Raw genomic sequence first — 26,279 nt, 5'->3', positions numbered from 1 at the left:
GGCGCTCGCCTGGGAGGACAAACTCAGTACGCGCAATCGGATCTGAGCCGATGCCCTCCCGCCGCGCGCTGCTCGCAGCCGCCCTATGCCTCGCCCCGGGCCTCGCCTCAGCCGCGAAGCCGGCGGCGTCCGACGGCGCATTCCAGGCGTTCATCGCGTCCCTGCGTCCCGATGCGGAAGCCCGCGGCGTGTCCCCCGAGACCTTCGCGGCGGCGTTCCGGGTCATCTCGGCGCCCGATCCTGGAATTTTGGCCCGGACGAAGCAGCAGGGCGAGTTCGTCCGCCCGGTCTGGGACTATCTGGTGAGCGCCGTCTCGGCCGGCCGGATCACCCGCGGGCGCGCCCGCGCGGCTGCCCTCGCGCAGACGATCACGGCCATCGAGCGGCGCTACGGGGTTCCGGGCTCGGTGATGCTGGCCTTCTGGGGCATCGAATCGGATTTCGGCGCGAGCGCCGGGAGCGTCTCGACCGTCCGGGCGCTCGCGACCCTGGCGGAGGCGAAGCATCGCGGCACGCTGTTTCGCGACGAGCTCCTCGCCGCCCTCACCATACTCCAGCGGGGTGACATCACGCCCGACCGGATGCGCGGAAGTTGGGCCGGCGCCATGGGGCAGGTCCAGTTCCTGCCCTCGACCTATCTCGCGCACGCTGTCGATTTCGATGGCGACGGCCGCCGGGATATCTGGACGAGCGACGCGGATTCACTGGCATCCATCGCGGCCTACCTCAAGGATCTCGGTTGGGATCCGGCCGTGTCCTGGGGCTACGAAGTGCGCCTGCCCGAAGGGTTCGACCTCGCCGACTACACCGGGGACCTCGGCAAATTCACGGCTCGCGGAGTCCGGCGCGCGGACGGCAAGCCCCTGCCGGAGCAGGGAAAGGCCAGCCTGTTCCTGCCCGGTGGTCTCGGCGCGCCGGCCTTCCTGATCACCGGCAATTTCGAGGTGATCCGCGGCTACAACACGTCGGATTCCTACGCGCTGGCGGTCGGGCACCTCGCCGACCGCCTCGATGGCGGTCCGGGCCTGGCGGCGCCCTGGCCGACGGGCCCGCGGCTCGACGGGGCGGGGCTGCGCGCGCTTCAGTCCGGCTTGGCAGCGGCCGGCGCCTACGACGGCCCGATCGATGGCCGCGCCGGGCCGAAACTGCGCGAGGCGGTGCGCCGTTACCAGATCGGCGCGGGCCTTCAGGCGGATGGCTACGCCACGCCGGCCCTCCTCGACCATGTCCGGGACCGACACGGCCCCGGTCGATAGCGCCCGGTTTAGACGTGCGCGACGGTCTCCCGTATAGTGCCGTGGACCGATCGGCATCCGGTCGCGTTTGGAATGCGGGATGCGCATGAAAGTCGCTGTCTGGCGTCGCACGACCCGTCCGGCCCTCCTCGGGTTGGGCCTCCTGCTGTGCGAAGCGGGTCTTGCGCTGGTGGGCGGCACGCCTGCTCAGGCGCAGTGGGGCGACAGCTACCAGCAGCCGGGAAACGGGACCTATTACGAGGCGCCGCCGCGGCGTCGCCCGCGCGACGCGTATTACCGGGACGACGGATCCTACGCGCGCCAGCCCCGCTACGCTCCGCCCCAGGAGGCGCCGCGCCAGTTCTACTGGCCCTGGGAGGATCGGCCGCAACAGGTCGCCCCCGCGCCGGAGCGCACCTACCGGGCCCCGCGCCCGCGCAGCAATTACGGCACCGCCGACGCCCAACGCCCCCCGCCCGTGATCAAGCGCCGGGAGCGGCCCGCCCGGGCCCCGACGCCGCCGAAGCCGGCCGTCGCCAAGACCGCGCCGAACGTGCAGATCGCGGTGTTCGGCGATTCGCTGGCGGACCATCTCGCCCGCGGCCTCGACGACGTCTTCGAGGACAATGCCGACATCGCTATCGTCGATCGCGCGAAGGGCGATAGCGGGCTCGTGCGCAAGGACGTGGTCGATTGGGCGAAGAGTGCCGAGGATTACCTCCGCGGTAACCCGAAGGTCCGCTACGGGCTCGTGATGCTGGGCGCCAACGACCGGCAGCCGATCCGCGAGGGTGAGGAGACGGCCGAGCCGCTGACCGATCGCTGGAAGGCCCTGTACCGCGCGCGGGTGGACGCCCTCGTGAAGGTGTTCGCCGATCACAAGATCCCGCTCGTCTGGGTCGGCCTCCCGCCGGTGCAGAGGGAGTCGCTGAGCCGGGACCTCGCCAGCATCAACGACATTGTCCGGGACAGCGTGACGAAGGCCGGCGCGACCTATGTCGACATCTGGCCGGGCTTCGTCGACGACCGGGACCGCTACGCCGCGTCCGGCCCCGATCCGGAGGGCCAGATCGCCAAGCTTCGGACCGCCGACGGCGTGCATTTCACCAAGGCGGGCGACCGGAAGCTCGCCCATTTCGCCGATGTCGAGCTGAAGCGGCTGATGGGCACCGCCGCCCCGGCGCTGACCGAGCCGCCGCCCACCGCGACCATCACCCCCGGGATTCCGGGCTCGACCTCGGGTCCGAGCCTCGACGGCTCCGGTCAGCCCACCGACACGGCGACGATCGATCGCCAGATCACCGCGATGCTGCCGAGCCTGCCGGAGCCGCCAGGGGTCCCGGCCCTGCCGGTCAAGCCCGTGGCCGGCCCGGTCGTGCCGCTCGGCCGGACCGAAGTCTTCCCCGGCGGGGCATTGCTCACCGGCCGGCCGCGCGACGGCGACAATCTCGGCACCGTCGAGCGGACGCTCGTGCGGGGTGCTGCGCCCCCGCCTCAGCCCGGTCGCGCCGACGATTTCCGTTGGCCGCCCGGCTGACGAAACAGCATCGGCGCGGGTCTTGCGACCCGCGCCGGCGAACCGCGGCGCCGCCTAACGCGGCAGGACGCTCGCACCCATCAGGGTCTCGTCGATGGCGCGGGCCGCCTGACGACCCTCGCGGATCGCCCAGACCACCAGCGACTGGCCCCGGCGCATATCGCCGGCGCTCCAGATCTTCGCGTCCGAGGTGCGGTAATCCTCCTCGTTCGCCTCGACATTGCCGCGCTTGCTGACGCTGATGCCGGATTGCTCGAGGAGCCCCTTCTGCACCGAGCCGGCGAAGCCGATGGCCATGAACACGAGGTCGGCCGGCAGGATGAACTCGGTGCCGGGGATCGGCTGACGCTTGGCATCGACCCGCGCGCAGACCACGCCGGTCAGCCGGCCCTTCTTGTTGCCGTCGAGCCGCAAGGTCGCCGCCTGAAACTCGCGCTCCGCGCCCTCGGCCTGACTGGACGAGGTCCGCATCTTGGTCGGCCAGTACGGCCACACCGTCAGCTTGTCCTCGCGCTCGGGCGGGCGGGGGCGGATGTCGAGCTGGGTCACCGACAGGGCGCCCTGGCGGAAGGCGGTGCCGACGCAGTCCGACGCCGTGTCGCCGCCGCCGATCACCACGACGTTCTTGCCTGAGGCCAGGATCGGCGCCTCGCCGTTGCCGCGCATCGGCTCGGCCGCCACGCGCCGGTTCGACTGGACGAGATACGGCATCGCGTAGTGGACGCCCTCCAGCTCCTGACCGGGGAGCTGCGGGTTACGCGGATCCTCCGCGCCGCCGCAGAACATCACCGCGTCGAACTCGGCCTTCAGCTCGTCCACCGGCTTGGTCACGCCGATATTCTGGTTGTAGTGGAAGACGACGCCCTCGGCCTCCATCTGCCGCACGCGGCGGTCGATGTGGCGCTTCTCCATCTTGAAGTCGGGGATGCCGTAGCGGAGCAGGCCGCCGGCCTTCGGCTCGCGCTCGAACACGTGGACGTCGTGGCCGACCCGGGCGAGCTGCTGGGCTGCCGCGAGACCGGCGGGGCCGGAACCGACGATCGCCACACGCTTGCCGGTGCGCACCGCGGCCCGCTCGGGCTTGATCCAGCCCATGTTCCAGGCGCGGTCGGCGATCGCCTGCTCGATCGTCTTGATGGCGACCGGCTGGTTCTCGAGGTTGAGCGTGCACGCCTCCTCGCAGGGCGCGGGGCAGACGCGGCCGGTAAATTCGGGGAAGTTGTTGGTGGAGTGGAGGTTGCGCGACGCTTCCTCCCAATCCGACTGGAACACGAGGTCGTTCCAGTCCGGGATCTGGTTGTGGACCGGGCAGCCGGTCGGGCCGTGGCAGAACGGGATGCCGCAATCCATGCAGCGCGCCGCCTGTTTGGTCAGGTCGTGCTCGTCCAGCGGCAGCGTGAACTCGCGGAAGTGCCGAACGCGGTCGGCCGCGAGCTGGTACTTCTGCTCCTGCCGGTCGAACTCGAGGAAACCCGTGATCTTGCCCATCGATCAACCCTTGAGGCCCGCAGATCGACCGATGCTGCAGCCTATGAGACCTTCATTCCGCGATCGGCGCCCGTTTCGCGCGGGCGCCGATACTGAGAGCTCTACTCCGCCGCCACCGGCATCCGCGCCATCTCCATCTCGCGCAGCGCGCGGCGGTATTCCACCGGCATCACCTTGACGAACTTGGTGCGGAAGCTCGCCCAGTCGTCGAGGATCTGCTTGGCCCGCGGGCTGCCCGTATATTTGAGATGGTTGGTGATCAGCTGGCTCAGGCGCTCCTCGTCATGGCCGGACATGTCGGCCAAGATGTCGACGCGCCCCTTGGTCTCCAGATCGCCGTCCTGGTGGAAGCGGCGCATCAGGTCGTCCTCCTCCTCGACCGGCTCCAGATCGACCATCGAGAGGTTGCAGCGAGCCGAGAACGAGCCGTCCTCGTCGAGCACGTAGGCGATGCCGCCCGACATGCCGGCCGCGAAGTTGCGCCCGGTCTCGCCGATCGACACCACGACGCCGCCGGTCATGTACTCGCAGCCATGGTCGCCCATGCCCTCGACCACGGTGATCGCGCCGGAATTGCGCACCGCGAAGCGCTCGCCCGCGGCGCCGCGGATGTAGCACTCGCCGGCGATCGCCCCATAGAGCACGGTGTTGCCGACCATGATGGTCCGGTCCGCGGGCGATTTCAGCGCGTCGCTCGGCCGGATGATCAGCTTGCCGCCCGACAGACCCTTGCCGACATAGTCGTTGCCGTGGCCGGTGAGCTCGATGGTGACGCCGGCCGCGACCCAGGCGCCGAAGCTCTGGCCGGCCGTGCCCGACAGCTTCACCACGATGGTGTCGTCGGGCAGCCCCTCGTGGCCGTGGGCCTTGGCGACCATGCCGGACAGCATCGCGCCCGCGGCCCGGTCCGAGTTCCGGATCGTGTCGGTGACCACCACCGGCTCGCCGGTCTCGATGGCGTGCTTGGCCTTCTCGATCAGGCGCCGGTCGAGGACCGTGTCGATCGGGTGGTGCTGCCGCTCCACGTGCCGGATGGCGATGCCTTCGGCCACCTTCGGACGGTGGAACAGCTTGGTGAAGTCGAGCCCGCGCGCCTTCCAGTGGGCGATGGCCTCGACCTTGTCGAGCACGTCCGACCGGCCGACCGCTTCCTCGAGCTTGGTGAAGCCGAGCGAGGCCAGGATCTCGCGCACCTCCTCCGCCACGAAGAAGAAGTAGTTCACCACATGCTCGGGCGTGCCCTTGAAGCGCTTGCGCAGGACCGGGTCCTGCGTGGCCACGCCCACCGGGCAGGTGTTGAGGTGGCACTTACGCATCATGATGCAGCCGGCCGCGATCAGCGGCGCGGTCGAGAAGCCCATCTGGTCGGCGCCGAGCAGGGCGGCGATGACGACGTCGCGGCCGGTGCGGATGCCGCCATCAGCCTGGAGGGCGACGCGGCCGCGCAGGCCGTTGAGGACCAGCGTCTGCTGGGTCTCGGCGAGGCCGGTCTCCCAGGGGCCGCCCGCATGCTTCAGCGAGGTCAGCGGCGCGGCGCCGGTGCCACCGTCATAGCCCGAGATCGTGATGTGGTCGGCGCGCGCCTTGGCGACGCCCGCCGCGACGGTGCCGACGCCGACCTCGGAGACGAGCTTGACCGACACGTCGGCCGACGGGTTCACGTTCTTCAGGTCGAAGATCAGCTGGGCCAGATCTTCGATCGAGTAGATGTCGTGATGCGGCGGCGGCGAGATCAGGCCGACGCCCGGCGTGGCGTAGCGGACCTTGGCGATCTTGGCGTCGACCTTGTGGCCGGGCAGCTGACCGCCCTCGCCGGGCTTGGCGCCCTGCGCGACCTTGATCTGCATCATGTCGGAATTCACGAGGTATTCCGTCGTGACGCCGAAGCGGCCCGAGGCGATCTGCTTGATCGCGGACCGGCGCGAGCGCCCGTCCGGCAGCGGCTTGAACCGCTCGACCTCCTCGCCGCCTTCGCCGGAATTCGACCGTCCGCCGAAGGAATTCAGTGCGATCGCCAGCGTCTCGTGCGCTTCCTTCGAGATCGACCCGTAGGACATCGCCCCCGTGGCGAAGCGCTTGACGATCTCGGCGGCCGGCTCGACCGAATCCAGCGGCACCGGCGCGCGGCCGAGCTCGGCCGCCGACTTGAGCCGGAACAGCCCGCGTAGGGTCTTGAGCTGGTTCTCCTGCCGGTTCACCAGCGCGGCATATTCGCGGTAGCGCTCGGGCACGTTGAGGCGCACCGCGTGCTGGAGCGTCGCGATCGTGTCGGGCGTCCAGGTATGGGCCTCGCCGCGCAGCCGGTAGGCGTACTCGCCGCCGACATCGAGGGCGTTCCGGTAGATCGGCGCGTCGCCGAAGGCGTCGCGGTGACGGCGCACCGTCTCTTCCGCGACTTCGGCCATACCGACGCCCTCGATGGTCGTGGCTGTGCCGAAGAAGTCCCGGCTGACGAAGGTCGAGTTCAGGCCGACCGCGTCGAAGATCTGCGCGCCGCAATAGGACTGGTAGGTCGAGATGCCCATCTTGGACATGACCTTGAGCAGGCCCTTATCGATCGCCTTGATGTAGCGGTAGATGATCTCGTCGTCCGTGAGGTCCGGCGGGAACTCGTTCTTCATCGCCAAGAGCGTCTCGAAGGCGAGGTAGGGGTTCACCGCCTCGGCACCGTAGCCGGCCAGGCAGGCGAAATGGTGCACCTCGCGCGGCTCGCCCGATTCGACCACGAGGCCGACCGAGGTGCGAAGCCCCTTGCGGATCAGGTAGTTGTGCACGGACGCGGTGGCGAGCAGCGCCGGGATCGGTATCCGGTCCGGCCCGACCGCCCGGTCGGTGAGCACGATGATGTTGTAGCCACCGCGCACCGCCGCCTCGGCCCGGTCGCAGAGCCGGTCGAGCGCGCCGTCCATGGCCTGCGCGCCCATCTCGGCCGGGTAGGTCATGTCCAGGGTCTTGGTGTCGAACCGGTCCTCGAAATGGCCGATCGAGCGGATCTTCTCGAGGTCGCCGTTGGTCAGGATCGGCTGGCGGACCTCCAGGCGCTTGCGCCGGGACGCGCCCTCCATGTCGAGCAGGTTCGGCCGCGGCCCGATGAACGAGACGAGGCTCATCACCGCCTCTTCCCGGATCGGGTCGATCGGCGGGTTGGTGACCTGCGCGAAGTTCTGCTTGAAGTAGGTGTAGAGCAGCTTCGACTTCTCGGAGAGCGCCGAGAGCGGCGTATCCGTGCCCATCGAGCCGACCGCCTCCTGGCCGGTGACGGCCATGGGCTGCATCAGCAGCTTCAGGTCTTCCTGGGTGTAGCCGAAGGCCTGCTGGCGATCGAGCAGGCTCACGTCGGAGCGGGTCTCCCGCGCCACGACGGGCTTGAGATCCTCCAGCACGATCTGGGTGTTCTTGACCCAGTCGGCATAGGGATGCGCGGCGGCGAGCTCGCCCTTGATCTCCTCGTCGGAGACGATCCGGCCCTTCTGCAGGTCGATCAGCAGCATCCGGCCCGGCTGGAGGCGCCAGGACTGGACGATCTTCTCGTCCGGGATCGGCAGCGTGCCCATCTCGGAGGCGAGCACGACCAGCCCGTCATCGGTGACGATGTAGCGGGCCGGGCGCAGGCCGTTCCGGTCGAGGGTGGCGCCGATCTGCCGGCCATCCGTAAAGGCCACGGCTGCCGGGCCGTCCCACGGCTCCATCAGGGCGGCGTGGTACTCGTAGAAGGCGCGCCGCTCCTCGCTCATGAGCGGATTGCCGGCCCAGGCCTCCGGGATCAGCATCATCATGGCGTGGGCGAGCGGGTAGCCGCCCTGCACGAGGAACTCGAGGGCGTTGTCGAAGCAGGCGGTGTCGGACTGGCCCTCGTAGGAGATCGGCCAGAGCTTCGAGATGTCGTTGCCGAACAGGTCCGAATCGACGCTCGCCTGGCGCGCCGCCATCCAGTTGACGTTGCCGCGCAGCGTGTTGATCTCGCCGTTATGGGCGACCATCCGGTAGGGGTGCGACAGCCGCCAGGTCGGGAACGTGTTGGTGGCGAAGCGCTGGTGGACCAGGGCGATCGCCGAGACGAACCGCTCGTCCTTCAGGTCGAGGAAGTAGTCACCGATCTGCGTGACCAGCACCATGCCCTTGTAGACGATGGTCCGGGTCGAGACCGACACGGGGTAGAATTCCTTCACCCGCGGATCGTCGAGGGCGTAGACCTTGTTCGAGATCACCTTGCGGGCGACGAAGACGCGCCGCTCGAACGTATCCTGGTCGGTGACCGAGGCCGGACGACCGATGAACACCTGCCGGTGATGCGGCTCGGTGGCCTTCACGGCGACGCCGAGATCCTCCGGGTCGACCGGCACGTCGCGCCAGCCGAGCAGCGGCAGGCCCTCATCCGCCAGGGCCGCCTCGATGATGCCCTGGATGATCGCCCGGGGCTCCTCGGCCTTGGGCATGAACAGCTGGCCGATGGCGTATTGCCCCGCCGGCGGCAGCTCGAAACCGAGCCGCGAGCACTCGTCGGCGAAGAAGCCGTGCGGAATCTGGGTGAGGATACCGCAGCCGTCGCCCATCTTCGGATCCGCGCCCACCGCGCCGCGATGGTCGAGATTCTCGAGGATCTTCAGGCCCTGCTGGACGATGGCATGGGTCCGGCGGTCGTGCATGTCGGCGATGAAGCCGACGCCGCAGGCATCGCGCTCATTGGCCGGATCGTAGGCGCCCTCGGCTTTGGGCAGAGCGGGATCGCGCACCGTGAGCGGCATCGCGCCGCCGCGCGGGGCGACAGCCTGGAACTCGGAAGCGGCAAACTCTTCGGCGGGTCCGCGCTGGGCCATGCTTCGTCTCGTCCTTCCCTCGATCCCCCACCGTCGGCGCGTCCGCGAGCATGTTCCATGCCCGCGAGCTACAACCGGCCGGCGCCCCGACCCGATGCCGCAGGCGATCCGGTCGGTCCCCACAGGGACGTGTCCGTCGACCTCCGTTCATCGAGAACCCGGACCGCTCCAGGAGCGGCGCGCTGGCGCGCTCGACACCATCTGCCGGATTTCTCGCTGGCGCGCGAGACGGAGACGGCTCGCATGCGCGGCCAATGGGACAGTCGTACTGTCCTAAGTCGCAAAATTGGCAGATTGAAACCGTTTCAGCAAGGGACTGCGCGAGCGCGTAGGCGCGGCATCGGCGACTTGGCTTAAACGCCTGTTCACCAGTGTCTTCCGCAATCTCGCCCGAATCACGCGGTCTACGATCCATGCCGAGCACAAGCGGCATGCGGGGCAACGACCTCGCCGGCATGGTCGAGGTCTGGGCAAACCGGCCCGGACCATGCCGGAACCGGTTACTCTGCCGGGTCTCCAAGACGGGAACGCACCAGAGTGATGAGCGAGAACAGACTGGCCAGCCGCGCCCGGCGCGCAACGACGCGTGCCCTCTGTGCGGCCTTGGTGTCCGGCAGCGCGCTCCTGGCTCTCTGCCACGGCGCCAGCGCGCAATTCGCTTTCGAAGACGAGATCCTCCCGCCGCGTGTGATCGCGTGGCGCCTGGCCGATCGCGGGTTCAGCGGTGTGAGCCGCCCGCGCTTCGACGGGCGCGTCTACGTCGTCGACGCCGTCAGCCCCACGGGCGTTCCGATGCGGCTGTTCATCGATCCCGCCGCGGGCGCGATCGTCGGGCGGCAGCGGCTCGGCGCACCGGAGAGCTACGCCCGGCTCGAGCGGCCCGCCCCCGGCTTCGGCTGGACCGAGGAGGACGCCGCGCCGCGCCGTATCCTGCGGCCGGCGACGCCCGACGACGTCCCGCCCCCGGCCGCCCGGCCGCTGCGCCGCGCCAATCCCGAGGCCCTGCGCCCGGATGCCAATCCCGATGGGCTCAATCCCGACGGCCGTGCGCGCCCGGATGCGCCGCGCAAGGTCGCCCGGGCGGCCCAGCCCGGTCGCCAGCCGGAGGCGAAGCCCGCGCTGCGCACGACGCCCGAGGCGCCGGCACCCAAGATCGCACCCGCCGAGGCGGCCAAGGCCGATCCCGCGGATGCCGCGAAGCCGGATACCAAATCCGCCGCGATCGAGAAGGCACCGGAGGCGAATCCGGCCCCCGCGAATGCCGCGCCGGCCAAGCCGGCCTCGGGCGCCGTGGCCGAGGCGCCCAAGCCTGCGGCGCAGGATTGGAAGGATCCGCCGCCGGACAAGAAGCCGGTGCGAATCATCGGCGGCGCCACCATCGTCCCCGGCCCGTCCGAGAAAGAGCCCTCCGCGGCTCAGTAGCGCTACGCGCCCGGGACCAGCCGTTCGGCCCCACTGAAGACCGTCAGCGTGTCGGAGCGGGCGATCGCGCAGAGCGTGATCCCGTGCATCGTCGCGCGCTCCAGGGCGAGAGAGGTCGGGGCCGAGATCGCGACGATCACAGCGGCGCCGAGCCGCGCGGCCTTCTCGACCATCTCGAACGAGCACCGGCTGGTGATCACCAGGAAGCCGTCCGCGGTGTCGGTGCCGGCCCGCATCAGCGCGCCGATCAGCTTGTCCAGGGCATTGTGCCGGCCGACATCCTCCCGCACCGCGACCAGCGTACCGTCGAGCCGGGCCCAGGCCGCGGCGTGAACCGCGCGGGTCTCGGCACCCAGGACTTGGGCGGCATCGAGCCCCCCGAGTGCCCGGGCGATTGCCGGGAGCGCGACGCGAACATCCGGCGCCTCCCGCATCTCGGCCCTGGGCAGCTCGGCCAGATCCTCGATCCCGCAGACACCGCAGCCGGTCCGGCCGCTGATCGCGCGTTTGCGCGCCAGATGCTCCCGCAAGCGGCCGGGGGCGAGCTCGACATGCAGGCGCAGCCCATCCGGCGCGGCTTCGACCCGCGTTTCGCGGATCTCATCTCCGGATTCGACGATCCCCTCCGTCAGGCTGAAGCCGTAGGCGAAATCTTCCAGGTCGGCCGGCGTCGCCATCATCACGGCATGCGGCACGCTGCCGTAGATGAGGTTGACCGGCGCTTCGACGGCCAAAGACCGCACCCCCGCCTCGGGATTACCGGCCGTGTAGGCGACGACCTGCATCGGTGCCCGGACCGTGCAAGGCGGAAGCCCCAGCGCGCGCGCCTCAGGTTTCATCAACATCCAATGCTCCGACGCGGTCCCATAGCATTGCTGACATCGCGTTTCCGAGGCGTCCGAACAGAATCGAAGGCAGCGAAAGGTCCGGCCAACATCGCTCCGGCGGCTCGGGAAAGCGCTGGAATCGGCGCGCTGCGACGCTTGTGCGGTTGCACCCCGACCGCCCTTGTGATCTGAAGCCGCGATCGGATACACGCCGGGTAACACAACCGGCAGTCCGTCACGTCGGCACCATCCCGCGCTCAATCAAGACGGGAAAGGCCGCCGGGAAACCAAATCGTACGGGGAGCAACGAGAGGCAGATGCGGACGGTGCGGACGATCACCCGATCACCCTGGAGCCTCGCCGCCCTCGGCGCTTTGCTCACCCCGACATCCGGTGCGCTCGCGGCCGGCTTCGGACAGCCGGTGCCGTGGGAGATGAGCCGGCAGATCCCGGTCACCGAGAACGCGCGCGATATCCTCAGCTTCGAGATCGGCCTGCACTGGCTCTCGCTGGCCATCTCGGTCTTCGTGCTGGCCCTGATTCTGTGGTGCGTCTTCCGCTTCAACGAGAAGACCAACCCGACCCCGTCGCGCACCACCCACAACACCGCGATCGAGATCGCCTGGACGATCGTGCCGGTGCTGATCCTGGTCGCTGTGGCGATCCCGTCCTTCCGGCTGCTGCGCACGCAGCTGGCCGATCCGAAGGCCGACATGATCGTGAAGGTCATCGGTCACGCCTGGTACTGGTCTTACGAGTACCCGCAGACCGAGGCCGGCGGCGGCTTCACGTTCGATGCCAACATCGACGAGGACAAGCAGCCCCGCCTGCTCCAGACCGACAACGAGATGGTCGTGCCGCTGGGCAAGATCGTGAAGATCCAGGTCACCGCCGCGGACGTGCTGCATTCCTGGGCGATGCCGGCCTTCGGCTTCAAGATCGACGCCGTGCCGGGCCGCCTGAACCAGATGTGGTTCCGGGCCGACAAGGAAGGCACGTTCCACGGCCAGTGCTCCGAGCTCTGCGGCCAGCGTCACGCCTACATGCCGATCGTCGTGCGCGTGGTCAGCGAGCAGGCCTATGCCGACTGGCTGAAGGAGGCGAAGACCAAGTACGCCCGCATCGGCAACGGCACGAGCTTCGCCGAGGCTCGCTAAGCTCCGGTTGACCGAACAGAACCCGTCAGATCCACAAGGCACCCGAATCCATGGCTACAGCCGCAGCCCATGCCGAGGCCCACGAGGTCCACGACCATAAGCCGTCGTTCTTCGCCCGCTGGTTCCTGTCGACGAACCACAAGGACATCGGCACCCTCTATCTGCTCTTCGCCTTCTGCGCCGGCATGATCGGCGCGTTCCTCTCCTTCGGTATCCGGATGGAGATGGAGGAGCCGGGGCTGCAGTACTTCTCGAATCCCGCGACCTACAACGTGTTCGTCACGGGCCACGGTCTCATCATGGTGTTCTTCATGGTGATGCCGGCACTGATCGGCGGCTTCGGCAACTGGTTCGTGCCCCTCATGATCGGCGCGCCGGACATGGCGTTCCCGCGCATGAACAACATCTCGTTCTGGCTCACGGTGGCGGGCTTCTGCTCCCTGCTGTGCTCGCTGTTCGTCGAGGGCGCCCCGGGCGCATCCGGCGCCGGCACCGGCTGGACGGTCTATCCGCCCCTCTCCACCGCCGGCCATCCCGGCCCGGCCGTCGACTTCGCGATCTTCGCCCTGCACCTGTCCGGCGCGGGCTCCATCCTCGGGGCGATCAACTTCATCACCACGATCCTGAACATGCGCGCCCCGGGCATGACGCTGCACAAGATGCCGCTCTTCGCCTGGGCCGAGCTGGTCACCGCCTTCCTGCTGCTGCTGTCGCTGCCAGTGCTCGCGGGCGCCATCACGATGCTGCTCACCGACCGCAACTTCGGCACGACCTTCTTCGACCCGGCCGGCGGCGGTGACCCGATCCTGTACCAGCACCTGTTCTGGTTCTTCGGTCACCCCGAAGTCTACATCATGATCCTGCCGGCCTTCGGCATCGTCTCGCACATCATCGCCACGTTCTCGCGCAAGCCGGTCTTCGGCTACCTCGCGATGGCCTACGCGATGGTCGCGATCGGCGTCGTCGGCTTCGTGGTCTGGGCCCACCACATGTACACGGTCGGCCTGTCGCTGCAGACGCAGTCCTACTTCGTGTTCGCCACCATGGTGATCGCGGTGCCCACGGGCGTGAAGATCTTCTCGTGGATCGCCACGATGTGGGGCGGCTCGATCCGCTTCACCGCGGCGATGCACTGGGCCGTGGGCTTCATCTTCCTGTTCACCGTCGGCGGCGTGACCGGCGTCGTGCTGGCCAACTCGGCGGTGGATAAGTACCTGCACGACACCTACTACGTCGTGGCGCACTTCCACTACGTGCTGTCGCTGGGCGCGGTGTTCATCATCTTCGCCGGCGTCTACTACTGGTTCCCGAAGATGACCGGTCACATCATCCCGGAATGGGCCGGCAAGCTGCACTTCTGGCTGGCCTTCATCGGCGCGAACGTCCTGTTCTTCCCGATGCACTTCCTCGGGCTGGCCGGCATGCCGCGTCGCTACGCCGACTATCCGGATGCCTTCGCGGCCTGGCACAAGGTCTCCACCTACGGCGGCCACATCTTCGGCCTCAGCATGTTCGTCTTCATCATCGGCGTCGTGCTGGCCTTCCGGTCGAAGGAGCGGGCTGCGGACAATCCGTGGGGCGAAGGCGCGACCACCCTCGAGTGGACGCTCCCCTCCCCGCCGCCCTTCCACCAGTTCGAGACCCTGCCGCGCATCGTCGACGAGCCGGGCGCGCACTGATCCATCCTCACGAGGGCCGCATCCGCGGCCCTCGCCCTTCCCCGGAGGCCGCGACGGCGACCTCCCGGCAAGGGCGACCGAGACGGGCGATCCGCACGGGCCGCGTGTTCCACGCGCGCCGACCCTTGGAACTAGTCGATTTCGAAACGCGACCCGGCCGTGACGCGCGTGGCCGGGCGCCGATACAGCAGCGGCAGACGCGATGACGAGCCTGACCAACACGATCGGACCGGACGCACCGGCCCCGGCCTTCACGGCCGTCGGCGGCGACGTGCCGGACTATTTCGCCCTGCTCAAGCCGCGGGTGATGGTTCTCGTCATCTTCACCGCCCTGGTCGGCATGGTCGTCTCGCAAGGCCATGTGCAGCCGGCGATCGGCGTGATCTCGCTGCTGGCCATCGCGGTCGGCGCCGGGGCCTCCGGCTGCCTCAACATGTGGTGGGACGCCGATATCGACGCCGTGATGACCCGGACCGCGCAGCGCCCGATTCCAGCCGGCCGGATCTCCTCCGAGGAGGCGCTCGGCTTCGGCCTGTTCCTGTCGGTAGCGTCCGTGTTGGTGCTGGGCCTCGCCGCGAACTGGCTCGCTGCGGGTCTGCTCGCTTTCACGATCGTCTTCTATGCCGTGATCTACTCGATGTGGCTGAAGCGGGCGACCGCGCAGAACATCGTGATCGGCGGTGCCGCCGGCGCGCTCCCGCCGGTGATCGGTCAGGCCGTGGTCTCGGGCTCGGTCGGGATCGAGTCCCTGGTCCTGTTCGCGATCATCTTCATCTGGACGCCGCCCCACTTCTGGGCGCTCGCGCTGATCAAGGCCGAGGAATATGCCCGCGCCGGCATCCCGATGATGCCCAACGTCGCCGGCCCGGCCTCCACCCGCCGTCAGATCGTCTGGTACACCGTGTTCCTTGCCCCGCTCGGCCTCGTGCCGGTGGCCCTGGGCTTCGGCGGCCTGCTCTACGCGGTGATCGGCGTCGTCGGCGGCCTCGGCATGCTGGCCTTCAGCATCCGCGTCCTGAAGAACCGCGAGGGCGAGGCCGAGAAGCGGGCCGCCATGGGCATGTTCGGGTTCTCGATCCTCTACCTGTTCGCGCTGTTCTCGGCGCTGCTGGCCGAGCAGAGCTTCGGCCTGTTCCGGCCGCTGGTCTGACCGCGATGCCGGATCCCGAGGTCCCGCAGCGTCAGCTCACCCCCGCGGAAGAGGCGCGGCGCCGCAAGCGTTCGGTGGCGATCGCTCTGGCGCTGGGCGCCTGGGTCCTGCTGTTCTTCGTGCTGACGATCGTCAAGCTCGGCCCGCAGATCCTCAGCCGACCGCTCTGAGGCGCACGATGACCGCATCCCGCCCCCCATCCAGCCGCGGTGCCCGACGCACGGCGATTGCCTGCGCCGGCCTGGCCCTCGGCATGATCGGTCTCGCCTTCGCGTCGGTGCCGCTCTACGACGCGTTCTGCAAGGCGACCGGCTATGACGGCACGCCGCGCCAGGGTCCGGCCCTGGCGAGTTCCGCGGCCCGCGCGGACGACAGCATGGTCGTCCATTTCGACACCAACGTCGCCCCCGGTCTGCCGTGGAAGTTCATACCCGAGGCGAACAACGTCGAGGCGAAGCTGGGGGAGACCAAGACGGTCTTCTTCCGGGTCCAGAACACCAGCAGCAAGCCCTCGACCGGCGTGGCGACCTTCAACGTCCAGCCTGGCCTGATGGGCAGCTATTTCGTCAAGATCGCCTGCTTCTGCTTCAACGAGCAGACCCTCCAGCCGGGCGAGACGTTGGACGTGCCGGTGGTGTTCTACGTCGATCCGGCCGTCCGGGAGGACTCGAACACCGCGCATCTCTCCGAGATGACGCTGTCATATACCTATTTCGCCTCGAAGAACGGCCAGCCGGTGACGGCGGCGGTCGCGACCACAGGGGCTTCGGGCACGAAGCGCGATTTCTGATCGCGCATGCGTGACAACAGAGGTCGGCACCGACTAAGTGTGCGGACAAGCTCGGGCGCCTTGTATGCGGCGCCCGGCCAAGAGCGATAGGCCGGATGCCGGGAACGGCGCGGGGCGTCAGGGTGAGGAGCGACGGGACGATGGCCGAGGCGCACGCCAAGAATCACGATTTCCATATTCTGAACCCGAGTCCGTGGCCGTTGATGGGCGCCTTCTCGGGCTTCCTGATGGCGTTCGGCGCCGTGTTCTGGATGAAGAGCCTCCAGATCGGCACGCTGACCCCGGGCCCCTATATTTTCGGCCTCGGCACGATCGGCGTGCTCTACACCATGTTCGCGTGGTGGAAGGACGTGGCGCACGAGGCCAATTCCGGCGATCACACGCGCGTCGTCCAGCTCCATCACCGCTACGGCATGATGATGTTCATCGCCTCCGAGGTGATGTTCTTCGTCGCGTGGTTCTGGGCTTACTTCGAGGCGGCCCTTTACACCGCCGACCCGATCCAGGTCTCCCGGGTCGAGTTCACCGGCGGCGTCTGGCCGCCGAAGGGCATCGAGGCGTTCGATCCCTGGCACCTGCCGCTGCTCAACACGCTGATCCTGCTCACCTCCGGCACCACCGTCACCTGGGCGCACCACGCCCTGCTGCACGGGGACCGCAAGGGCCTGAAATACGGCCTGTGGCTGACGATCATCCTCGGCGTGCTGTTCACCGCCTGCCAGGCCTACGAGTACAGCCACGCGGAGTTCGGCTTCTCCGGCAGCATCTACTCGTCGACCTTCTTCATGGCGACGGGCTTCCACGGCGCCCACGTCATCATCGGCACGATCTTCCTGGCCGTGTGCTTGTTCCGCGCCTATGCGGGCCAGTTCACGCCGCGCCAGCACCTCGGCTTCGAATTCGCGGCCTGGTACTGGCACTTCGTCGATGTCGTGTGGCTGTTCCTGTTCGCCGCGATCTACGTCTGGGGCTCGGGCGTCTTCCACGGCGCCGCGCACTGAAGCATCCATCCCGCCACCGCATGGCGGGCCTGTGAAAGGGCGGCTCAGGCCGCCCTTTTTCGTGTTCAACGCAGCGCGATCCCCATATCGGTGGGGACGGCCGGGCGGCGGCGCGAACGCGGCTTCCCGGGCCGGTCTGGAGTGTTGACGTGGACCAAAGAACCTACCCGCAGCCGCCGCCCGTCCCCACGGGTCTGCGCGGTCGGTGTCCACGCTGCGGCGAGGGCCATCTGTTCCAGGGCTACCTGACCCTGCGCCCGTCCTGCGAGGCCTGCGGCCTCGACTATGCCGGCTTCGATTCGGCCGACGGACCGGCCTTCTTTGTCATGTCCATCGTCGGCCTCCTCGTGGTCGGCCTGGCCCTCTGGATGGAGATCACTTACGAGCCGCCGATCTGGGTCCACGCGCTGGTCGCCGGCACCCTGTCGATCGGCCTGAGCCTGATCCTGGTCCGTCCGCTCAAGGGCATGCTGATCGCGCTCCAATACAGCAACAAGGCCGAGCAGGGGCGCTTCGAGCAGTGAACCGAGCTATGCCGCGCGCATCCGCCTGGCGCGATCTCGTCGCGCCCGGCATCGCCTCCCTGATCGCCCTGGCGATCCTGCTCGGCCTCGGGATCTGGCAGATCGAGCGGAAGACCTGGAAGGAGGAGCTGATCGCGCGGATCGTCCGCCAGACCAGGGCCGAGCCGGTGGCGCCGCCGGCGCCCGACGCCTGGGATCCGGCGCGGGACGAGTTCCGCCACGTGCGCGTGTCCGGCCGCTTCGCCAACGATCGCGAAGCCCTGGTCCACGGCCTGGCGGCCGGCGAGACGCCCGGCCGGGCGCTGCAAGGCTACTACGTGATCACGCCGCTCCTGAGGGCGGATGGCGGCACGGTCCTGATCAACCGCGGCTTCGTCCCGACCGAGCTGAAGGCCCAGGCCGATCGCAGGGACGGCCTGATCGAGGGCCCGACCACGGTGACCGGGATCCTCCGGGCCAGCGAACCGCGTGCGATGTTCGTGCCGGAGGCGGATCCCGCCCGGGGCGAGTGGTTCAACCGCGACGTCGCCGGCATCGCCGCCGCGCGCGGCATCACGGACGCGGCGCCTTACCTCATCGAGGCGGACGCGGTGCCGGGCCAGACGACGTGGCCCCGCGGCGGCCAGCTGAAGGTCGATCTGCCCAACAACCACCTGCAATACGCGTTCACGTGGTTCGCGCTGGCCGCCTGCCTGATCGGCGTCTTCGGGGTGTTCGCCTATCGCCGCCTGCACGATTCGGACGCTGCCGGCACAGTCAAAGAATAAAGGCGCATCGGGCGCAGGCTCTGGCAGAAGAATGCCATCCGGATCGCCACGAAAACGGCATCGCCTTCCTTTGACCTGTGGCCTCTAAGCCAGAATACTTTGCGTGTTCCTGAGCGGTCGCGCAATCTGCATCCTGTATTCAGTTTGCCGCGACCCATCGCAGACGCTGCGGAGCAACGCCTCCGCGCGAACGAGGTAGCGCGCCATGACCGTCGGTTTCGTCCAAGACACGCCGCCTGATCCGATCCGCTTCGCCTATTGGGTGCCCAACGTCTCCGGGGGCTTGGTGATCAGCAAGATCCCGCAGCGGACGAGTTGGGACGCCGATTACAACCGCCGCCTGGCGCAGATCGCCGAGGAATCGGGCTTCGACTACGCCCTGACCCAGATCCGCTTCACCGCGGGCTACGGGGCCGAGTACCAGCACGAATCGGTGGCGTTCAGCCACGCGCTGCTGGCCGCGACGTCCCGGCTCAAGGTGATCGCGGCGCTCCTGCCCGGCCCCTGGCATCCGACGCTGGCGGCCAAGCAGATCGCCACGATCTCCCAGCTCACCAACGGCCGGATCGCCGTCAACATCGTGTCGGGCTGGTTCTCGGGCGAGTTCCGGGCGATCGGCGAGCCCTGGCTCGATCATGACGAGCGCTACCGCCGCTCCGAGGAATTCATCCGCAGCCTGCGGGGGATCTGGACGCAGGACAACTTCACCTTCCGGGGCGATTTCTACCGCTACACGGATTACACACTGAAGCCGAAGCCGGCCGATCCGCTGCCGGAGATCTTTCAGGGCGGCTCGTCCCGGGCGGCGCGCGACATGGCGGCCCGCGTCTCCGACTGGTATTTCACCAACGGCAACACGCCGGAGAACATCCGCGCCCAGGTCGACGACATCCGCGCCAAGGCCGCCGAAACCGGCAACCGCCCGCGCATCGGCGTGAACGCCTTCGTGATCGCCCGCGACACCGAGGAGGAGGCGCAGGCCGTTCTCCAGGAGATCATCGAGAACGCCGACCCGGATGCCGTGAAGGCGTTCGGCCACGAGGTGAAGAATGCCGGCAAGGCCTCCCCCGAGGGCGAGGGCAACTGGGCGAAGTCGAGCTTCAACGACCTCGTCCAGTACAACGACGGCTTCAAGACCAACCTGATCGGCACGCCGGACCAGATCGCCGAGCGGATCCTGGCGCTCAAGGATGCCGGGGCCGACCTCGCCCTGCTGGCCTTCCTGCATTTCCAGGAGGAGGTCGCGTATTTCGGCACCCATGTGATCCCGCGGGTCCGGGCGCTCGAGGCCGCGCGCGAGAGCCGCGCCGAGGCGGCCTGATCGCCGCGCCTGATCTCATCAGACGAAACCGTCCCATTCGGAGTGAGCCATGAACATCGCGGTCGATGCGCGCACGCTCGAAACCCGGACACGCCAGGGCGTCCCAGGCCCGGCGCGGCCGCCCTCCCCCGCCCACGTGATCCGTGACGATGCCGAGGCTTTGGCGGTGGCCCATCGCCTGGCCGCCGAGTTCCGCCTCGGTGCGTCCGAACGCGACCGGAACCACGCGCGGCCCCTGGCCGAACTCGACGCCTTCTCCCAGAGCGGCCTGTGGTCGATCAACGTGCCCAGGGCCTATGGCGGCCCGGAGGTCTCCTACAAGACGCTGGCGCAGGTCATCGCGATCATCTCGGCCGCCGATCCGGCGATCGGGCAGATCGCGCAGAACCATCTGGGAATCGTGGCGGCGATCCGGACGGTCTCGGACGAGCCGCAGAAGCAGCTGCTGTTCGGGGAGGTCCTGCGCGGCACCCGGTTCGGCAACGCCTTCTCCGAACGCGGGACCAAGCGGGCGGCCGATTTCGAGACCCGGTTCACCGATCACGGCGACCACGTGATCGTGCGCGGCCAGAAATTCTACGCCACCGGGGCGCTGCTGGCCCATCTCGTGCCGATCGTCGCCCTCGATGCCGAGGGCCGGGCCTGGTACGCCATCGCCGAGCGGGACGCGCCCGGGCTCAGCGTGATCGACGATTGGTCGAGCTTCGGCCAGCGCGGCACGGCGAGCGGCACGGTGCTGATCGAGGATGTCCGGGTGGAGAAGACCCACCTGGTCCCGGCCTGGAAGGGCTACGAGGCGCCGAGCGCGGACGGGGCGATCTTCCAGATCATCCAGGCGGCGGTGGATGCCGGCATCGGCCGCGAGGCCCTAAACGACACGATCCGCTTCGTGCGCGAGAAGGCGCGGCCCTGGATCGACAGCGGGCAAGAACGCGCCTCCGACGACCCCTACACGATCCAGGCGGTGGGCGACCTCACCATCCGCCAGCATGCGGCCGAAGCCCTGCTCGACAAGGCCGGGCTCGCCCTCGATGCGGCGGTGGCCCGGCCGGATGCGGAGAGCGTTGCCGCCGCGCAACTCGCGGTCGCCGAGGCGAAGGTGCTGACCACCGACATCGCCCTGGCCGCCTCCAACAAGCTGTTCGAACTCTCCGGCACCCGCTCGACGCTGGCCGCCGAGAATCTCGACCGGCACTGGCGCAACGCCCGGACCCATACCCTGCACGATCCGGTCCGCTGGAAGGTCGCCATCGTCGGCAACCACGCGCTGAACGGCGTCGCGCCGCCGTTCCACGCCTGGAGCTGAGCCGTGAACTGAAAATCCGTGTCGGCGTCCCGGCGGCAGGCTCCGGGACGCCGACACGCTTGGTGCACTGGGATGCGGAACCCGTCCGAGTCAGAGGACCGGCAGGCCCCGGGCCTTGGCCTCCTCGCCGGGCTCGACATGGATAGTGACGACCGCCCCGGGAATCGTGGTTTCCAGGGCATTCTCGAGCCGGTCGCAGATGGCGTGCGAGGCCTCGACGGTCATGGTCCCGGGGACCACGAGATGGAAATCGATGAAGGTCGCCTGTCCGGCGGAGCGTGTCCGGACGTCGTGGGCTTCCAGGGCACCCTCCCCGTGGCGGGAGATCAGCGAGCGGATCTCGCAGACCATGTCGGCCGGCGCCGCCCGATCCATCAGCCCGTCGACCGATTCGCGGACCATGCGGAAGCCGGACCAGAGGATGTTGAGCGCCACCAGGCCGGCCACCGCCGGGTCGAGGATCGGATAGCCGGTCAGCCACACCGCGGCGACGCCGACGAGGACGCCGCACGAGGTCACGACGTCGGCCACGATGTGGCGCGCATCCGCGATCAACGCCGGTGAGCGCCAGGCCCGGCCCCAGCGCATCAGCGCCCAGGCCCAGGCGGCGTTGATCCCGCCGGCCCCGAGATTGATGGCGAGGCCCAGGGCCGGCGCGTCGAGGGGCTTCGGCGCCAGCAGGCCGAAATAGGCCTCCCGCAGGATCAGGATCGCGGCCACGATGATGAGCGCGCCTTCGATCACCGCGGAGAAGAATTCCGCCTTGTGGTGCCCGTAGGGATGTTCGGCGTCGGCCGGGCGCGCGGCCACCCGCAGGGCCACGAAGGCGCCGACCGCCGCGACCACGTTGATGATGCTCTCGAGCGCGTCCGAGTAGAGCGCCAGGCTGCTGGTGAGCCAGGCCGCGTAGAACTTCAGCACGGTCACGACGAGGCCGATACCGGCGCTGAGGAGGGCTGCTTTCTGGGTCCGGTCCATGGGATGCGCCGATCACGGGTCGACGTGCCCATACGGGATGCAGCTTGCCTCAGGCCACGGCAAAGCTTCGACGCTGGCGAAAGAGTCTTAGCTTCGGCTATGCCTCGGTGGGTTGTGCGGCCGGGCTCCGGGCGGCTTCGCGCTGGCGGCTGCGTTCGGCCTTGGCCCGCGCATCCGCCGCCTTCCGCAGAATCCGGCGCCGCTGCCAGCCGAAGCGCGCCGACGCCGCGATCGCCTCCAGGCGCGCCGCTTCGCGGTCCCAATAGCTGACGAGCTGGCCATCCAGAGTCACGCGACCGATTCGGCTCGTCTTCAGCATCGTGCTCAGTCCCGCGGTGAAGCCGGCTCGGCGGTCTCCGAGACGATCAGCGCTTCCGCGTCGCCCCGGAAGCTTCCCGCCCCGGTATTCGGCACCGGCACGGCGGGGCTGCCGAAGGGCTCACTCGGATAGGCTTCCTCGAACTTGGCACGGGCGTTGTCCGGATCCTCGGCTTTGAGGACGATCTGCTCGGTGCCGGGCAGCGGCCAGCGGGGATCGGCGGCATCGCGGGGTCGCACGGCGTACCAGGGCATATGTCGGGCCTCTCCCGCTTCGGTGAGGCGAGAACCGGCAGGGGTGCGAACCGGTTCCGAGGTTGAAACCGCGTCCGGTTCGGTGCAGGCACCCGGCGATGCGCGTGGACCTGTTCGATTTCGATCTGCCGGAGAGCTGCATCGCCTTGCGCCCGGCTGAGCCGCGGGATGCCGGGCGGCTCCTCGTGGTGCGTCCGGGCGAAGCGCTGGCGGATTGCAGCGTGCGTGACCTGCCCGGTGCGCTCCGGGCCGGCGACGCCTTGGTCTTCAACGATACGCGGGTGATCCCGGCGCGCCTCATCGGCGTGCGCACCCGCCCGGGCGCTCCGGGGCAGCGCACCGAGGTGATGCTGCACCTGCGCGAAGCGCCGGCGCGCTGGCGCGCCTTCGCCCGGCCGGCCAAGCGCCTGACGGTCGGCGACGCGCTTCAGTTCGGGGACCTCCGCGCCACCGTCTTCGAGAAGGGCGAGGCCGGCGAGATCGTCCTCGATTTCGACCGCGCCGGCGCAGAGCTCGACGCCCAGATCGCGCTGGAAGGCGCCCTGCCCCTGCCACCCTACATCGCCGGCAAGCGCCCCACCGACGCCCGCGACACGACCGACTATCAGACCGTCTATGCCCGCCATCCCGGTGCCGTCGCCGCGCCGACCGCGGGGCTGCACTTCTCCGATGACCTGCTGGCGGCGATCGACGCAGCCGGCCTGCAGCGCCACCACGTCACCCTGCATGTCGGCGCCGGGACGTTCCTGCCGGTCAAGGCGGACGATACCGAGGGCCACCGGATGCATGCGGAGATCGGCATCCTCGATGCCGAGACTGCCGCCGCCCTCAACGCGGTCCGAGCCGCCGGCGGCCGGATCGTCGCGGTGGGCACGACGGCCCTGCGCCTGCTGGAGAGCGCCGCGAGCCCGGAGGGCACGCTCTCGGCGTTCTCGGGGCCGACCGACATCTTCATCACGCCCGGCTACCGGTTCCGCGCGGTCGATGCGCTCGTGACCAATTTCCACCTGCCGCGCTCGACGCTGTTCATGCTGGTCTCGGCCTTCTCGGGCCTCGACACGATGCGGGCGGCCTACGCGCACGCGATCCGGAGCGGCTACCGCTTCTACTCCTACGGCGACGCCAGCCTGCTGTTTCCGGGCCCGCGCGCGGACATGCCATGACCGAGACCGTGCCCTTCGGCTTCACCCTGCACGGTCAGGACGGCACCGCCCGGACCGGCGAGATCGCGACGCCGCGCGGGAACATCCGCACGCCGGCCTTCATGCCCGTGGGCACCGCCGCGACCGTCAAGGCGATGTATCCCGGTCAGGTCCGGGAGCTCGGCGCCGACGTCGTGCTGGGCAACACCTACCACCTGATGCTGCGCCCCGGCCCCGAGCGGATGGCGCGGCTCGGCGGCCTGCACACCTTCATGAACTGGGAGCGGCCGATCCTGACCGATTCCGGCGGCTTCCAGGTGATGTCGCTCTCGGCCCTGCGGAAGATCGACGAGCAGGGGGTGACCTTCCGCTCGCATATCGACGGCACGGCCCATCACATGAGCCCGGAGCGCTCCATCGAGATCCAGGGCCTGCTCGGCTCCGACATCCAGATGCAGCTCGACGAGTGCGTGCGCCTGCCGGCCGAGCACAAGGCGATCGAGAAGGCCATGCACCTGTCCCTGCGCTGGGCGGAGCGCTGCCGGGTGGCGTTCGGCGAGCAGTCGGGCAAGGCGCTATTCGGCATCGTCCAGGGCGGCGACGTCCCGGCGCTTCGCATCGAGAGCGCCCGCGCCCTGACCGACCTCGACCTGAAGGGCTACGCGGTGGGCGGCCTCGCGGTCGGGGAGCCGCAGGCGGTGATGTTCGCCATGATCGAGACCGTGGAGCCGCACCTGCCGCAGGCCAAGCCGCGTTACCTGATGGGCGTGGGCACGCCCGACGACATCCTGGGGGCGGTCGCCCGCGGCATCGACATGTTCGACTGCGTGATGCCGACCCGGGCCGGCCGCCACGGCCTCGCCTATACCCGGAACGGCCGGGTCAACCTGCGCAATGCCCGCCATGCCGAAGACACGGCGCCGCTGGACGAGACCTCGTCCTGCCCGGCCGCGCGGGACTATTCCCGGGCCTATCTGCACCATCTCGTCCGGTCGAACGAGATCCTGGGCATGATGCTGCTGACCTGGAACAACCTCGCCTACTACCAGGACCTGATGGCGGGCGCCCGGGCGGCGATCCGCGAGGGGCGTTTCGCAGATTACTGCGCCAGCACCCGGGCGGGCTGGGCGCGGGCCGAGCGCGCCGCCACCGGATAGGCGCGTTACGGGTGGGCCAGGACCCGGTAGAACCCAGCCGGGTCGCCGGCGCCTGCGCTGACGGCCTCTTTCAGGCCCGCCACGATCCGCGCCGCCACCGGCAGGCGGTAATGCAACGCGTCCCAGTAATTCGCGTCCTGCGTGGTCACGGGCGAGGCGAAGCGGAAATCGACCACGACGGCCCCGTGTCCGGCACCGATTGCCGCGACACGGGCCTTGCAGGCCTGCTCCCGCCGGCCCGCCGGGGTGCCGGGCGCGCCCTGCGCGGCCACGTGGACCGGCATGAAGGCGATGAGCTTCATGGCGTTCGGCGGGACGCGTCCGAGGAGCGCATCGAGCCGCGCGAGCGCCGGCATCGGGGCATCCGGCCGGTCGGATGATGCCGCCGAATCGAGGGCGCCGGCCCGGATATGCGCGCGGGCACGCGCGGCATCGTACAAAGCCTCGGGCGGCGTGAAGACGGCGTAGCCGTCGGGGCGGATTCGCGCGCGGGTCAGGCCGAGGCGCGTGAGCCCCGCCTGCGTCGCGGTCGTGAGCGCGCGCAGGCTGAACTGGTGCAGGACGCCCCAGGGTGTGCCGGTCTCGTAGAGCCAGTCCGGAAAGGCGTTGGCAGTGCGGGCCGGCGGATCGGCGGCGCACCAGGTCGTGTCGAGGCCGAACAGGACCGCCTTCACCGGCTGGTGCGCGAGGAAGAGTTCAGCCAGGCGGATCTGCTCGTCCGGGGTCGCGGCATTCATGGCTAGATTGGCGAAGCGCGCGTCGAAGGCGGCATCGAGGGCTGCCGGATCGAGCAGACGCGCCGTCGAGGTCCCGAACACGACGGCGTCGAACGTACCGCCCCGGGCGATCTGCGGGTAGGAGAGCCGCTGGTTCGTGTCCATGATTGGGCCCGGCGGATGCCCGGGGACCGCACGCAGACCATAGGGGTCGAGGATCGCGATGCCGAGCAATGCGGCGAACCCTACGACAGCCGCGGCGATCAGAAACAGCCGTGCAAAGAAGGCCCAGACGGCAGGCGACGTCTCGACGTGGCGGAGACCGGCTTGTGCTTCAGAGGCCATAGACAGGCCGCATACAAGGTTCGACGGAGGCCGTCGCCCTCGGTCGAACCGCTCCCGCCGAGCAGGGTGCACCGATCCGCTCAAGACCGTGAGGTCGACAGATTTGTCCGAAAGGATCGCCAAGCGCCGGCGAGCACGTTCCAGGGAACGCGATCGAACCAACAATGCGATAAGGCGGGAAGACCTCCGCTCCCTGAAGGAGCTTGGTCGGAGTGGCAGGATTTGAACCTGCGACCCCCACGTCCCGAACGTGGTGCGCTACCAGACTGCGCTACACTCCGAAGGCCGAATTGCGTGTCCGCAACTGCCGGCAGCGGGCTTATAGCCGCGCCTTTCCCGGACCGCAA

Annotated in this window: 22 protein-coding genes and 1 tRNA gene; 15 read left to right on the top strand and 8 right to left on the bottom strand. The window is 69.1% G+C overall.

Features of this window, described 5'->3' with window-relative positions:
• Positions 1 to 50 precede the first annotated feature (50 nt).
• The gene (locus tag WYO_RS09700) at positions 51 to 1,256 is read left to right on the top strand and encodes a lytic murein transglycosylase (RefSeq protein ID WP_007561744.1); all 1,206 of its coding nucleotides are present in this window, start codon (positions 51 to 53) and stop codon (positions 1,254 to 1,256) included.
• A gap of 85 nt (positions 1,257 to 1,341) precedes the next feature.
• The gene (locus WYO_RS09695; protein WP_039902641.1) at positions 1,342 to 2,772 is read left to right on the top strand and encodes an SGNH family hydrolase; all 1,431 of its coding nucleotides are present in this window, start codon (positions 1,342 to 1,344) and stop codon (positions 2,770 to 2,772) included.
• A gap of 54 nt (positions 2,773 to 2,826) precedes the next feature.
• On the opposite strand, the gene WYO_RS09690 is transcribed toward WYO_RS09695, so the two are convergent.
• Together WYO_RS09690 and gltB are read right to left on the bottom strand one after the other, a co-directional pair.
• A complete protein-coding gene (locus WYO_RS09690; RefSeq protein WP_007561741.1) occupies positions 2,827 to 4,260 on the bottom strand; it encodes a glutamate synthase subunit beta in 1,434 nt (477 codons plus the stop codon).
• Positions 4,261 to 4,361: 101 nt separating this feature from the next.
• The gene (gene gltB / locus WYO_RS09685; RefSeq protein ID WP_165486550.1) at positions 4,362 to 9,005 is read right to left on the bottom strand and encodes a glutamate synthase large subunit; all 4,644 of its coding nucleotides are present in this window, start codon (positions 9,003 to 9,005) and stop codon (positions 4,362 to 4,364) included.
• A gap of 612 nt (positions 9,006 to 9,617) precedes the next feature.
• Here gltB and WYO_RS09680 point away from each other — a divergent pair.
• Positions 9,618 to 10,499, top strand: a complete 882-nt coding sequence (locus WYO_RS09680; protein WP_007561739.1) for a hypothetical protein — start codon at positions 9,618 to 9,620, stop codon at positions 10,497 to 10,499.
• A gap of 2 nt (positions 10,500 to 10,501) precedes the next feature.
• On the opposite strand, the gene fdhD is transcribed toward WYO_RS09680, so the two are convergent.
• Positions 10,502 to 11,284 (bottom strand): formate dehydrogenase accessory sulfurtransferase FdhD, encoded by a 783-nt coding sequence (fdhD, locus tag WYO_RS09675; RefSeq protein WP_244424127.1) that lies wholly within the window; start codon positions 11,282 to 11,284, stop codon positions 10,502 to 10,504.
• Between the two features lie 359 nt (positions 11,285 to 11,643).
• Here fdhD and coxB point away from each other — a divergent pair, with 359 nt between their 5' ends.
• From coxB to WYO_RS09625, 10 genes are all read left to right on the top strand, one after another.
• Complete coding sequence (gene coxB / locus WYO_RS09670) at positions 11,644 to 12,483, top strand: cytochrome c oxidase subunit II (protein WP_007561737.1); 840 nt, start codon at positions 11,644 to 11,646, stop codon at positions 12,481 to 12,483.
• A gap of 50 nt (positions 12,484 to 12,533) precedes the next feature.
• On the top strand, positions 12,534 to 14,162 hold the full coding sequence (gene ctaD, locus WYO_RS09665) for a cytochrome c oxidase subunit I (protein ID WP_007561735.1): 1,629 nt from the start codon (positions 12,534 to 12,536) through the stop codon (positions 14,160 to 14,162).
• Between the two features lie 202 nt (positions 14,163 to 14,364).
• The gene (locus tag WYO_RS09660) at positions 14,365 to 15,312 is read left to right on the top strand and encodes a heme o synthase (protein ID WP_007561733.1); all 948 of its coding nucleotides are present in this window, start codon (positions 14,365 to 14,367) and stop codon (positions 15,310 to 15,312) included.
• Positions 15,313 to 15,317: 5 nt separating this feature from the next.
• Positions 15,318 to 15,482: a hypothetical protein gene (locus WYO_RS31510; protein ID WP_007561732.1), complete on the top strand. Its 165-nt coding sequence runs from the start codon at positions 15,318 to 15,320 to the stop codon at positions 15,480 to 15,482.
• An 8-nt stretch (positions 15,483 to 15,490) separates the two neighbouring features.
• Entirely contained in the window at positions 15,491 to 16,102 is a 612-nt protein-coding gene (locus WYO_RS09650) for a cytochrome c oxidase assembly protein (RefSeq protein WP_007561730.1), read from the top strand.
• Between the two features lie 140 nt (positions 16,103 to 16,242).
• Complete coding sequence (locus tag WYO_RS09645) at positions 16,243 to 17,103, top strand: cytochrome c oxidase subunit 3 (RefSeq protein WP_007561728.1); 861 nt, start codon at positions 16,243 to 16,245, stop codon at positions 17,101 to 17,103.
• Positions 17,104 to 17,252: 149 nt separating this feature from the next.
• Entirely contained in the window at positions 17,253 to 17,627 is a 375-nt protein-coding gene (locus tag WYO_RS09640) for a DUF983 domain-containing protein (protein WP_007561726.1), read from the top strand.
• Positions 17,628 to 17,635: 8 nt separating this feature from the next.
• Positions 17,636 to 18,394 carry an SURF1 family protein gene (locus WYO_RS09635; protein WP_007561725.1) on the top strand — a complete coding sequence of 253 codons (759 nt, stop codon included), beginning with the start codon at positions 17,636 to 17,638 and terminating at the stop codon, positions 18,392 to 18,394.
• A gap of 205 nt (positions 18,395 to 18,599) precedes the next feature.
• Positions 18,600 to 19,715, top strand: coding sequence for a dimethylsulfone monooxygenase SfnG (sfnG, locus tag WYO_RS09630; RefSeq protein ID WP_007561724.1), 1,116 nt, complete (start codon positions 18,600 to 18,602; stop codon positions 19,713 to 19,715).
• Positions 19,716 to 19,764: 49 nt separating this feature from the next.
• Positions 19,765 to 21,021, top strand: a complete 1,257-nt coding sequence (locus WYO_RS09625) for an SfnB family sulfur acquisition oxidoreductase (RefSeq protein ID WP_007561723.1) — start codon at positions 19,765 to 19,767, stop codon at positions 21,019 to 21,021.
• 90 nt (positions 21,022 to 21,111) lie between these two features.
• On the opposite strand, the gene WYO_RS09620 is transcribed toward WYO_RS09625, so the two are convergent.
• The 3 genes from WYO_RS09620 to WYO_RS09610 form a co-directional block, all read right to left on the bottom strand.
• The gene (locus WYO_RS09620; protein WP_007561721.1) at positions 21,112 to 21,999 is read right to left on the bottom strand and encodes a cation diffusion facilitator family transporter; all 888 of its coding nucleotides are present in this window, start codon (positions 21,997 to 21,999) and stop codon (positions 21,112 to 21,114) included.
• 97 nt (positions 22,000 to 22,096) lie between these two features.
• A complete protein-coding gene (locus WYO_RS09615; protein WP_007561719.1) occupies positions 22,097 to 22,318 on the bottom strand; it encodes a hypothetical protein in 222 nt (73 codons plus the stop codon).
• 5 nt (positions 22,319 to 22,323) lie between these two features.
• Positions 22,324 to 22,572: a hypothetical protein gene (locus WYO_RS09610; RefSeq protein WP_007561717.1), complete on the bottom strand. Its 249-nt coding sequence runs from the start codon at positions 22,570 to 22,572 to the stop codon at positions 22,324 to 22,326.
• A 98-nt stretch (positions 22,573 to 22,670) separates the two neighbouring features.
• Between WYO_RS09610 and queA the strand changes: the two genes are divergently transcribed.
• Together queA and tgt are read left to right on the top strand one after the other, a co-directional pair.
• Positions 22,671 to 23,735 carry a tRNA preQ1(34) S-adenosylmethionine ribosyltransferase-isomerase QueA gene (queA, locus tag WYO_RS09605; RefSeq protein WP_007561715.1) on the top strand — a complete coding sequence of 355 codons (1,065 nt, stop codon included), beginning with the start codon at positions 22,671 to 22,673 and terminating at the stop codon, positions 23,733 to 23,735.
• Positions 23,732 to 24,871 (top strand): tRNA guanosine(34) transglycosylase Tgt, encoded by a 1,140-nt coding sequence (gene tgt, locus WYO_RS09600; protein ID WP_007561714.1) that lies wholly within the window; start codon positions 23,732 to 23,734, stop codon positions 24,869 to 24,871. Before queA ends, tgt begins: the two co-directional genes overlap by 4 nt.
• A gap of 5 nt (positions 24,872 to 24,876) precedes the next feature.
• Here the strand turns inward: tgt and WYO_RS09595 are convergent, their stop codons facing one another.
• Both WYO_RS09595 and WYO_RS09590 read right to left on the bottom strand, forming a co-directional pair.
• Positions 24,877 to 25,932 (bottom strand): hypothetical protein, encoded by a 1,056-nt coding sequence (locus WYO_RS09595; protein WP_007561712.1) that lies wholly within the window; start codon positions 25,930 to 25,932, stop codon positions 24,877 to 24,879.
• 204 nt (positions 25,933 to 26,136) lie between these two features.
• Positions 26,137 to 26,213, bottom strand: a tRNA-Pro gene (locus WYO_RS09590).
• Positions 26,214 to 26,279 lie beyond the last annotated feature (66 nt).

This window comes from Methylobacterium sp. GXF4 (assembly GCF_000272495.1).
GTDB classification, from domain to species: Bacteria; Pseudomonadota; Alphaproteobacteria; order Rhizobiales; family Beijerinckiaceae; genus Methylobacterium; species Methylobacterium brachiatum.
Note: the sequence above shows the minus strand (reverse complement) of the source record. Positions and strands in the feature narration are given on the sequence as shown.

Excerpts from the sequence above, each read along its gene's own strand:
- WYO_RS09700 (WP_007561744.1), top strand. The coding sequence starts at position 51 with ATGCCCTCCCGCCGCGCGCTGCTCGCAGCCGCCCTATGCCTCGCCCCG.
- WYO_RS09695 (WP_039902641.1), top strand. The coding sequence starts at position 1,342 with ATGAAAGTCGCTGTCTGGCGTCGCACGACCCGTCCGGCCCTCCTCGGG.
- WYO_RS09690 (WP_007561741.1), bottom strand. The coding sequence starts at position 4,260 with ATGGGCAAGATCACGGGTTTCCTCGAGTTCGACCGGCAGGAGCAGAAG.
- gltB (WP_165486550.1), bottom strand. The coding sequence starts at position 9,005 with ATGCCGCTCACGGTGCGCGATCCCGCTCTGCCCAAAGCCGAGGGCGCC.
- WYO_RS09680 (WP_007561739.1), top strand. The coding sequence starts at position 9,618 with ATGAGCGAGAACAGACTGGCCAGCCGCGCCCGGCGCGCAACGACGCGT.
- fdhD (WP_244424127.1), bottom strand. The coding sequence starts at position 11,284 with ATGCAGGTCGTCGCCTACACGGCCGGTAATCCCGAGGCGGGGGTGCGG.
- coxB (WP_007561737.1), top strand. The coding sequence starts at position 11,644 with ATGCGGACGGTGCGGACGATCACCCGATCACCCTGGAGCCTCGCCGCC.
- ctaD (WP_007561735.1), top strand. The coding sequence starts at position 12,534 with ATGGCTACAGCCGCAGCCCATGCCGAGGCCCACGAGGTCCACGACCAT.
- WYO_RS09660 (WP_007561733.1), top strand. The coding sequence starts at position 14,365 with ATGACGAGCCTGACCAACACGATCGGACCGGACGCACCGGCCCCGGCC.
- WYO_RS31510 (WP_007561732.1), top strand. The coding sequence starts at position 15,318 with ATGCCGGATCCCGAGGTCCCGCAGCGTCAGCTCACCCCCGCGGAAGAG.
- WYO_RS09650 (WP_007561730.1), top strand. The coding sequence starts at position 15,491 with ATGACCGCATCCCGCCCCCCATCCAGCCGCGGTGCCCGACGCACGGCG.
- WYO_RS09645 (WP_007561728.1), top strand. The coding sequence starts at position 16,243 with ATGGCCGAGGCGCACGCCAAGAATCACGATTTCCATATTCTGAACCCG.
- WYO_RS09635 (WP_007561725.1), top strand. The coding sequence starts at position 17,636 with ATGCCGCGCGCATCCGCCTGGCGCGATCTCGTCGCGCCCGGCATCGCC.
- sfnG (WP_007561724.1), top strand. The coding sequence starts at position 18,600 with ATGACCGTCGGTTTCGTCCAAGACACGCCGCCTGATCCGATCCGCTTC.
- WYO_RS09625 (WP_007561723.1), top strand. The coding sequence starts at position 19,765 with ATGAACATCGCGGTCGATGCGCGCACGCTCGAAACCCGGACACGCCAG.
- WYO_RS09620 (WP_007561721.1), bottom strand. The coding sequence starts at position 21,999 with ATGGACCGGACCCAGAAAGCAGCCCTCCTCAGCGCCGGTATCGGCCTC.
- WYO_RS09615 (WP_007561719.1), bottom strand. The coding sequence starts at position 22,318 with ATGCTGAAGACGAGCCGAATCGGTCGCGTGACTCTGGATGGCCAGCTC.
- WYO_RS09610 (WP_007561717.1), bottom strand. The coding sequence starts at position 22,572 with ATGCCCTGGTACGCCGTGCGACCCCGCGATGCCGCCGATCCCCGCTGG.
- queA (WP_007561715.1), top strand. The coding sequence starts at position 22,671 with ATGCGCGTGGACCTGTTCGATTTCGATCTGCCGGAGAGCTGCATCGCC.
- tgt (WP_007561714.1), top strand. The coding sequence starts at position 23,732 with ATGACCGAGACCGTGCCCTTCGGCTTCACCCTGCACGGTCAGGACGGC.
- WYO_RS09595 (WP_007561712.1), bottom strand. The coding sequence starts at position 25,932 with ATGGCCTCTGAAGCACAAGCCGGTCTCCGCCACGTCGAGACGTCGCCT.